Below are 9801 nucleotides of genomic sequence, written 5' to 3'. Positions count from 1 at the left end.
CAGGAGAGGGGGAAGGGGTTGTGGGGTTGGGGGTGAGGAAAGGGCAGGGACGGGGGGCTGAGGAGATACGAAAAAAGAATATAATCAGAATGTCTATGGCAACAATCACCCCGCCTGGGTAATAGTAACTCCGCACGGAACCTGCGGAATGCCCATCCGATTTATTAGCCTTAAATGGATAAAAAGTCGCTGACCGAAGCCGATATCCGCACCAAGTTCATCACTCCGGCGCTCACCGGCAAGTGGGACCGGATGACTCAGTTGCGCGAGGAGCTGCAGTTCACAAAAGGCCGGATCATTGTGCGCGGCCGGACGGTGAAGCGCGGCGAGGCCAAAAAGGCCGATTACGTCCTGTATTACAAACCAAGCATCCCGATCGCGGTTATCGAAGCCAAAGACAACACCTGCGCGCTGGGCGACGGGATGCAGCAGGCGCTCGCCTACGCCGAGGCGCTCGATGTGCCGTTTGTCTATTCTTCTAATGGCGACGCTTTTCTTGAACACGACCGCACCGGAAAATCCGACCCCGTGGAGCGCGAAATCCCGCTCGACGCCTTTCCTTCGCCCGATGAACTGTGGGCGCGCTGGCAGGCCGCCAAGGGGCATTCCCCCGCCGAGACGGCCATCGCAGCCCAGGAGTATTTCGCGGACCCGGCCAAATCGCCGCGCTATTACCAGCAGGTGGCCGTCAACCGCGCGGTCGACGCGATCGCCCAGGGCCGAAAGCGCGTGCTGATCGTGATGGCCACCGGCACCGGCAAAACTCTTGCCGCTTTCCAAATCATCTGGCGGCTGTGGAAATCCAAAGCCAAAAAGCGGATCCTCTTCCTGGTGGACCGCAACATCCTCGCCGATCAGACCAAGACCAACGACTTCAAACCCTTCGGCCGGGCGATGACCAAAATCACCAACCGCAACGCCGATAAAGCCTACGAGATTTACCTGGCGCTGTATCAGGCGGTATCCGGGACCGAGGAGGAGCAGAACATCTACCGGGATTTCTCGCCCGGGTTCTTCGATCTGGTAATCGTGGACGAATGCCACCGCGGCAGCGCCGCCGCGGACGCCAACTGGCGGCGGATCCTGGAATATTTCTCCTCCGCCACGCAGATCGGGCTGACCGCCACGCCCAAGGAAACCCGCGACATCTCGAACATCGATTACTTCGGCGAGCCGATCTTCACCTATTCGCTGCGCCAGGGGATCGAAGACGGCTTCCTCGCCCCGTACAAAGTAGTGCGCATCGGGCTCGATAAAGACCTGGACGGGTGGCGCCCGGAAATCGGCAAAGTGGACCGCTACGGCCAACCGGTCGAAGACCGCGAATACAACGAGACCGACTTCGACCGCACGCTGATCCTTAAAAAGCGTACCGAGACGGTGGCCGCCAAGATCACCGAGTTCCTGAAAGCCACCGACCGCTTCGCCAAAACGATCGTCTTCTGCGAGAACATCGACCACGCCGAGAGGCTGCGCCAGGAGCTGGTGAACGCCAACGCGGACCTGGCGGCCGCCAACCCGCGTTATGTGATGCGCATCACCGGCGACAACCCCGAGGGCAAAGCCCAGCTCGATAACTTCATCGACCCGGAAAAGACCTATCCGGTGATCGCGGTCACCTCCGAGTTGATGTCCACCGGCGTGGACGCGCAAACCTGCAAACTGATCGTGCTCGACAAGCGGATCAACTCGATGACCGAGTTCAAGCAGATCATCGGGCGCGGCACGCGCGTACGCGAGGATTACGGGAAGATGTTCTTCACCATCATGGATTTCAAGCGCGCCACCGCGCTGTTCGCGGACCCGGCTTTCGACGGCGACCCGGTGCAGATCTACGAACCGAAGGAGGGCGAGCCGCCGGTACCGCCGGAGGATTTGCCTGAAGAGGAGCCGGCGGCCGTGGTGGAGGGATTGGTGATTCCGCGCGAGGAACGCGGCCGGACGATGAGAGAACGGCCGACGAAGTATTACGTGGACGACGTGGAAGTGCATGTGGCCACCGAGCGCGTGCAATACCTGGATTCCGACGGCCGGTTGATCACCGAATCCCTGAAGGATTACACCCGCAAGCAGATTCTCAGCGGGTACGCTTCGCTAGGCGCGTTTCTCACCGCCTGGAGCGCGACCGACCGCAAGCAAACGATCCTGGAGGAGTTGAACCGGCGCGGAGTGTTCTGGGAGGAGCTGGCGGCCGAGTTCGGGGTGGAGTACGACGCCTTCGACCTGGTCTGCCATGTGGCCTACGACGGCAAGCCGCTCACCCGCCGCGAGCGGGCCGAGAAGGTGCGCAAGCGCAATCTATTCGCCAAATACGGCGAGCAGGCGCGGGCGGTGCTCGGCGCACTGCTAGAAAAATACGCGGATACGGGCGTCGCGGACCTGGAATCGCCCGAGATCCTGAATGTGGTACCCTTCAGCCGGCTCGGCACGCCGCTGGAAATCCTCGGCTGGTTCGGCGGGCGGCAGAAGTACCTGGCCGCGGTGCGCGAGCTCGAACTCCAACTCTATCCGGAAGCGGCCTGATCCCCTATGCCCAACGTCTCCAACCTCATCAAATCCATCCAGGACATCATGCGCAAGGACGCCGGCACCTACGGCGACGCGCAGCGCCTGGAGCAGCTCGGCTGGATGTTCTTCCTCAAGATCCTCGACGACCGCGAAAAGGAGCTTAAGGAAATCCGCGGCGATTACAAATCGCCGCTGCCGAAATATTTACGCTGGTCCTCCTGGGCGGCGGACGAAGAGGGCATGACCGGCAAGGCGCTGCTGGATTTCGTCGACGACACGCTACTGCCCAAGCTTAAGGAGCTGCCGGGCGGCGCGGATAAGATGTCCGGGCTGATCCGCATGACCTTCGACGACGCCAACAACTACATGAAGAACGGCACGCTGATGCGCCAGGTGGTCAACAAGATCAACGGCATCGACTTCAACGCCTCCGACGACCGCCACATGTTCGGCGACATCTACGAGAAAATTCTCAAGGACCTGCAATCGGCGGGGAACGCGGGCGAGTTCTACACGCCGCGCGCGGTGACGCAGTTCATCGTCGAGCAGGTGAACCCGCGCCCGGGCGAAAGCATCCTGGATCCTGCCTGCGGGACCGGCGGCTTTCTGGTGTGTGCGATCGAGCACCTGCGCAAGCAGGCAAAAACCGCGGCGCAGGAGCGCAGGATCCAGGAGTGCTTTTTCGGGATCGAGAAAAAGCACCTGCCCTACGTGCTGTGCATGACCAACCTGATGCTGCACAAGATCGACGTGCCCTCCAACGTGCGCCATGACAATACCCTCGCCCGGCCCTATACATCTTGGACTCCGCAGGAGCGGGTGGACGTGATCGTCACCAATCCCCCTTTTGGGGGAATGGAGGAGGACGGGATCGAGAGCAACTTCCCGGCCGAATTCCGCACGCGCGAGACGGCGGACCTGTTTTTGGTGTTGCTGATGCGGCTGCTCAAGCCGGGCGGGCGAGCCGGGCTGGTGCTGCCGGACGGCACGCTGTTCGGCGAAGGGGTAAAAACCCGGATCAAGGAAGCGCTGCTGGCCGAGTGCAACCTGCACACCATCGTGCGCCTGCCGAACGGCGTGTTCAACCCTTACACTGGCATCCGAACCAACCTGCTGTTCTTCACCAAGGGCGCGCCAACCACCGAGGTCTGGTATTACGATCATCCGTATCCGCCCGGCGCGAAGAGCTACAACAAAACCAAGCCGATCCGCATCGAGGAGTTCGATCCCGAAAAGGCCTGGTGGGAAAACCGGATCGAAAACGAGCATGCCTGGCGTGTGCCGGCCGAGCAGATCAAGGCCAACAACTACAACCTGGATATCAAGAACCCGAACAATCCGGACGACGGGCCGGGGGACGTGGATCATATACTGCAGAAATATGAGAGTGTACTGATACAAATAACGGCAACGCGTGCCGCATTGAAGAAAGAATTGCACAAGTCGCTGGAACCCGTGTACGGAAAAGTAGAATGAAATTATCAAAATTCTTTGATAATTTCGAACAGCTTGCCGATACGCCGGATGCGGTGGCGAAGATGCGGAAGCTCATCTTCGATTCGGCAATCCGCGGCAAGATAGTTTCGCAGAACGATAACGACGAACATGCAAGCGAATTGCTTAAGCGAATTTCAAGTGTTCAAGCCAGGCAGGTTCGGAACTACATGCTCCTTCCTCCGGTTAACGATGATGCCTACTTTCAGATTCCGCCGAGGTGGGCTTGGACAAGGCTTGGCAATACTGGTCGGATATTCAATGGCAATAGTGTTAATGAGAGCGGTAAAGCCGAGCTCGCTAAGGTTAACGACGGACTTCCCTTTATTGCGACTAAAGATGTCGGTTATGGCCGAGAATCATTGATTTACGACAATGGACTCAAGGTTGCCCCTCGTGACGCTAGATTTAAAATAGCACATGCGAATGCTGTCTTAATTTGCGCCGAAGGTGGCAGCGCTGGACGAAAGGTAGGCATCACCGACCGAGATATTTGCTTTGGTAATAAGCTCTTGGCAAATGAGGTCTGGGATGGCATTGATTACCGATACATCTTTTATGTTTATCAGGCCCCGACTTTTTATGAGGAGTTTGCAGCTAGAATGACTGGGATCATCGGGGGGATTCCGCGCAGTGAATTCCTTTCGCTACCTATTCCCATTCCTCCCCTCGCCGAGCAGAAGCGCATCGTAGCCAAGGTGGACGAGCTTATGGCGCTGTGCGACAAGCTAGAGGCGCAGCTCAAGGAGCGGGACACGTTGCAGGCGGCGCTGGCCCGTGCGGCGCTGGCCCGCTTCGCCGAAGCGCCCACCCCGGAAAACCTCGGCCTGCTGTTCCACGAGTTCTTCACCGTCGAACCGTCTGATTTGCGCAAGGCGATCCTGGATTTGGCGGTGCGGGGTAAGCTGGTGAGGCAGGATCCGGAGGATGAGCCGGCTAATTCGGCACTTTTGCGTATTAAGAATCAAAGAAATCTATTAGAAGAAAATAAAGTCTTTCGAAAGGTAAATCTCACGCCGCAGATAATTGAAAAAAGCTTTGGTATACCGACATCCTGGGTATGGACAAGCTTGGGGAATGCAATGTTGAATATAACAGACGGCTTCCACAGTACGCCAAAAACGACAGAGAATGGAATACCCTATATTTTAGCAACACATGTCAAACCAGAAGGAATTGATTTCAATTCATCACTATTTGTCTCCAGAGAGAATTATACTGAAATAGCCTCAAAAACACGCGCTAAAAAGGGGGACATCCTCATCGTTAATATCGGTGCGGGAAGCGGAACTCCTGCGATAATTGATGTTGAATATGAGTTTGCATTTAAAAATGTGGCGATATTGAATAGGCCCGTTGATATTACTTCACGGTATTTATTTTTCTACTTGCTATTGATTAAAGACCAACTATTTTCTGAACGAACAAAAGGTGGGGCACAACCCTTTATTAGCCTTAGTGTTCTCCGTGAATTACCATTTCCTCTTCCACCTCTCGCCGAACAGCACCGGATTATCTCCAAGCTGGATCAGCTCATGGCGCTGGTGGATCAATACGAAACGCAACTCAACGCTTCGCGCGAGCTGGCGGAAAAGCTGCTGGAGGCGATGGTGGCGGAGCTGACATCCGCGAAGTAAATGTTTCTGCCCGGCCGACGAGGGCGTGACGACCGCGCGCGGATTGGGGATCTGCTTCGGGTATTGAGTCCACGAAAAAACACGAAGCCTGTCCCGGTTGGGGTAGGCCGGGGAGAACCTGAAGATACTCGAAGGCAGCCTTTCATTTCGTGTCCCTTCAGGTATTCTTCGTGTGCTTTTGAGTTTTAACGCAAAAGGCCGCCCTTGCGGGCGGCCTTCGCTGCGCTGCGGCACCGATTCTCAGAATTTCACGAGAGGAGGGATGCCGCAGCGCAAGATTTGCCATAAGTACTCATCTTGGGCATCACCTCCTCCTTTCTGTAGAATAGCAGACGGAAGGAGGAGCAACCGTTGCGGATTGAGTATCTCATATCAAATGATCGGTTGTCAAGCCGCCGGAGAGTCTCCCGTCAAACCCCGCCGGGCTCGCCGGCGCCGCTCCCCCGGCGGGCGGCGGAAATCCCAAAGATTGGTATTATAAGAAAAGGACATCCAAAGGATGGAAGACGGGCTGAGTCGCCGAGTCGCCGCGGACTACCTATCCTCCCTGCGCCAAAAAGTCGGTCCGGCGTTGATTCCACTGGTCTACAGCACCGTGATTTTGCGCGACAAAGACGGCCGGATTCTGTTTCATCACCGGCCCGACTTCAACCTCTGGGGGTTGCCGGGGGGAATCCTGGAGGCGGGCGAAAGCCCCGCCGAATGCGCGCGGCGGGAGGCCTTCGAGGAGACGGGACTGCGGGTGGAGCCGGTGCGCCTGACCGCCGTACTCTCCGGACCGGCGCACAACATCCTCTACCCCAACGGCGACCGGGTCCAGCAGACCACCTTCTACTTCGAAAGCCACATCGTCGGCGGATCGCTGCAGCCGCGGGATGAATCATCGCGCGTCCAATTCTTCGGCGCGGATTCTCCGCCGAAGACCCTGCCGTGGTATTTGCTGGCGCTGTCCGTCGGCGGCGCGGAAGCCCCCTTTTTCGACCCACCGGATTCCGCAGAGGGCGGCGTGCCGGAAAAAGCCGCCGGCGGAACCCCGCCGAGCCGCATCCCGACCTGGTCTTTCCTGAGAAGCCGGATCGGCTCCGCCCCGCTGGTATTGCCGGGAGCCGCCGCGCTGGTTCGCAACGAACGCGGCGGGATCCTTTTGGTGCGCCGCTCCGACAGCGGCCGCTGGGCCTTCCCCGGAGGCCTTCTGGAGCTTGGAGAAAACCTGGCCGAAACGGTCATCCGCGAAACCGAAGAGGAAACGGGGCTGCGGATAGAACCGCTTCGGATCCGCGGCGTGTTCGGCGGACATCACGTCGTCTTTCCCGGCGGGGACATTCTGTATCCGGTGGCCACCCTGTTCGAAAGCCGGATCCGTTCCGGGCAAATGCGCCCGGACGGGCAGGAAATCGACCGGGTGGAGTTCTGCGATATCGATTCGCTTCCCGAAACCGTTCCCGGTGTGCGGGAGCGGCTGGAGAAGGTCTGCGCCTCGCCCAATGCCGCGGTGTTCCAATGACGGCACAGCGACTTGGGGTAGAATCGACATAATCCGCATTGTACGGAAAGCCCGGAGAAAGCCATGACCAAGGGCGCCCGACGCGAAGCCTCCCCATCGCCTGCTCGGCGGGAAAAGCAAGTCCGCTTGAGTCGAAAATCCCGTGCGCCCGAGCGGAAGGATCGGAGGAAAACGCCTCAAGTCCGGGTCCCCCCTGCCCCCCCACCAACCTATCCGCAAGCAAGACCAAAAACCCAGCTCCCTCCCCTGCGGGTTCTGATCGTTGAGGACCTGGATGACGACGCCGTGTTGATGGTCCGCGAATTGGAGCTTGGAGGATATGCGGTCCAATCCGAACGGGTCGAGACGGCGGAAGCCCTGGCGCGGGCTCTGGACTCCCAAACCTGGGACGTGATGCTTTCGGACCACTCGATGCCGAAATTCAGCGCCCCGCAAGCCCTCGCGGTGATCCGCAGCCGCGGCGCCGACATTCCCTTCATCCTCGTGTCCGGCAGCATCGGGGAGGATCACGCCGTCGCCATAATGAAAGCCGGCGCGAACGATTACCTGCGCAAGGAAAACCTTTCCCGCCTTGTGCCGGTCGTGGAACGTGAGATCCGCGAGGCGCAGATCCGGAAGGCACGAGTGTCGGCCGAGGAAGCGCTGCGGGAAAGCGAAACCCTCTACCGCACGCTGATCGAGACCTCCCCCGACGCGATCGTGGTGACCGACCTGGAAACCAAGATCCGCATGACCAATCCGCAGGCGCTCCGCCTGTTGGGCGTGAAATCGATCGGTGAATTGGAAGGCCGGCCTTTGCTGGAGGATTTCACCCCCGACCAAGCCGAATCGGTCCGCCGGATACTTGACGCCCTGGTCTGCACGGAACGCGTGGAGGCGGCGGAAATCCGACTTTCGCCCGTCGATCGACCGCCGTTCTACGCCGAGTTTTCCGCTTCCCTTCTGGGCGGCCGCCGGACCAAACCCGAGGCGATGCTGTTCGTCCTGCGGGACATCTCCTCCCGCAAGGCCGCGGAACGGCAGATCCGCCAGCAATTGGAAAAGCTGGCCGCGCTGCGCACGATCGACGCGGCCATCACCGCCAGCATGGACCTGCGGGTGACCCTGATGGTCATCCTCGACGAGCTGACCAACCAACTGCGGGTGGACGCCGCGGACGTCCTGCTGCTTCAAGCCAATTCTCAGATGCTGCGGTACGTCGCCGGCCGCGGATTCCGGTTTTCGCTTCCCAAGGACCTTTCCCTCTACCTCAACCGCGGACATGCGGGGCAGGTCGCGCTGGAACGCAGGGTGCTGATCCTTTCGGAATGGGACGCGCGGAGCGAGGACCCGGCGCGGGCCGCAAGCCTCGCCGAGGAGGGCTTCACGTCCTACATCGCCGCTCCGCTGATCGCCAAAGGGCAGGTGCGGGGCGTGCTGGAAACGTTTTCGCGGCGGCCGCTGGATCCCGACCCGGCATGGATCTCCTATTTGGAGACAATGGCCGAGCAAGCGGCGATCGCCATCGACAACGCCATGCTGTTCGAGGACCTGCAGCGCATGAACCTCGAACTCACCCTGGCCTACGACGCCACCATCGAAGGCTGGTCGCGGGCCCTGGAACTGCGCGACCGGGAGACCGAGGGCCACACCTTGCGCGTGACCGAAGCCACCCTGCGCCTGGCCCGCGCCCTGGGCATGCCGGAATCCGAATTGGTCGTCGCCCGGCGCGGCTGCCTGCTCCACGACATCGGGAAGATGGCCATCCCGGACGGAATCCTGTTGAAGCCCGGACCGCTCGACGAACGAGAATGGGAAGTCATGCGCCGCCATCCGGTTTCCGCCTTCGAGTGGCTGTCGCCGATTTCCTTCCTGCGGCCGTCGCTGGACATCCCCTATTGCCACCACGAGCGCTGGGACGGCAGCGGTTATCCCCGCGGCCTGGCGGGAGAACAAATCCCCCTCTCGGCCAGGATTTTCGCCGTGGTGGACAACTGGGACGCCCTCCGCTCGGATCGTCCCTACCGCAAGGCCTGGCGGGATTCCCGGGTGATCGAGCATCTGCAATCCCTTTCGGGAAGGTATTTCGACCCGCAGATTCTAAAGACATTCCTGGAGTTGTATCGATAGCAGCCGGATCAACGGAGCCGGGAGAGCCGCACGGATGCCGGGAATGCAGAATCAACGCAGCCTGATCGTATTGATCGAAGACGATCCGAACGATGCGACCCTCTTCCGCCGCGCCCTGCGCAAATCCGGCTGCGATGCCGACGTGACGGTCCTCGAGGACGGCGATGCGGCTTTCCGCTGGTTCCGGCAGTTGCTGGATCCGCCATCGGCGGAAAAAGCCGTCTGGCCGCGGATGGTTCTCTTGGATATTAAAATGCCCCGCACCTCAGGGCTGGAGGTGCTGGAGTGGCTCCGCCGCCAGCCGGCGCTGGGCCGCTTGCCCGTGATCGCCTTCACGTCCTCACGCGAGCGGGAGGATATCCTCCGCGCCTACCAATCCGGAGCGAATTCCTACCTCGTCAAACCCGTTTCCTTCGACCAATTGAAGGAATTGGTGCGGTCGCTTCATCATTATTGGATGGATTGGAATGAGCAGGGTGAACCGGCATAGCCCCGGCGGAAGGCGGCGGGTATCCCCTCCGGTTCCGCCCCCGGCTCCGCCGCCCGGGG

6 protein-coding genes are annotated in these 9801 nt (G+C 59.9%); all 6 read left to right on the top strand.

Annotation, left to right across the window (positions count from 1 at the left end):
* The first annotated feature begins 174 nt into the window (after positions 1-174).
* The 6 genes from JW929_15005 to JW929_14980 all read left to right on the top strand — a co-directional run bounded on the left by JW929_15005 (position 175) and on the right by JW929_14980 (position 9742).
* The gene (locus JW929_15005; protein ID MBN1440713.1) at positions 175-2523 is read left to right on the top strand and encodes a DEAD/DEAH box helicase family protein; all 2349 of its coding nucleotides are present in this window, start codon (positions 175-177) and stop codon (positions 2521-2523) included.
* Positions 2524-2529: 6 nt separating this feature from the next.
* Complete coding sequence (locus JW929_15000; GenBank protein ID MBN1440712.1) at positions 2530-3984, top strand: SAM-dependent DNA methyltransferase; 1455 nt, start codon at positions 2530-2532, stop codon at positions 3982-3984.
* Positions 3981-5639: a restriction endonuclease subunit S gene (locus JW929_14995; GenBank protein MBN1440711.1), complete on the top strand. Its 1659-nt coding sequence runs from the start codon at positions 3981-3983 to the stop codon at positions 5637-5639. The genes JW929_15000 and JW929_14995 overlap by 4 nt, the downstream gene beginning before the upstream one ends.
* A gap of 499 nt (positions 5640-6138) precedes the next feature.
* Positions 6139-7143 (top strand): NUDIX domain-containing protein, encoded by a 1005-nt coding sequence (locus JW929_14990; protein MBN1440710.1) that lies wholly within the window; start codon positions 6139-6141, stop codon positions 7141-7143.
* Positions 7144-7428: 285 nt separating this feature from the next.
* The gene (locus JW929_14985) at positions 7429-9252 is read left to right on the top strand and encodes a PAS domain S-box protein (protein MBN1440709.1); all 1824 of its coding nucleotides are present in this window, start codon (positions 7429-7431) and stop codon (positions 9250-9252) included.
* 43 nt (positions 9253-9295) lie between these two features.
* Positions 9296-9742 (top strand): response regulator, encoded by a 447-nt coding sequence (locus tag JW929_14980; GenBank protein ID MBN1440708.1) that lies wholly within the window; start codon positions 9296-9298, stop codon positions 9740-9742.
* Positions 9743-9801 lie beyond the last annotated feature (59 nt).

This window comes from Anaerolineales bacterium (assembly GCA_016928575.1).
GTDB lineage: Bacteria > Chloroflexota > Anaerolineae > Anaerolineales > RBG-16-64-43 > JAFGKK01.
This window is presented reverse-complemented; position numbering and strand designations above follow the sequence as displayed.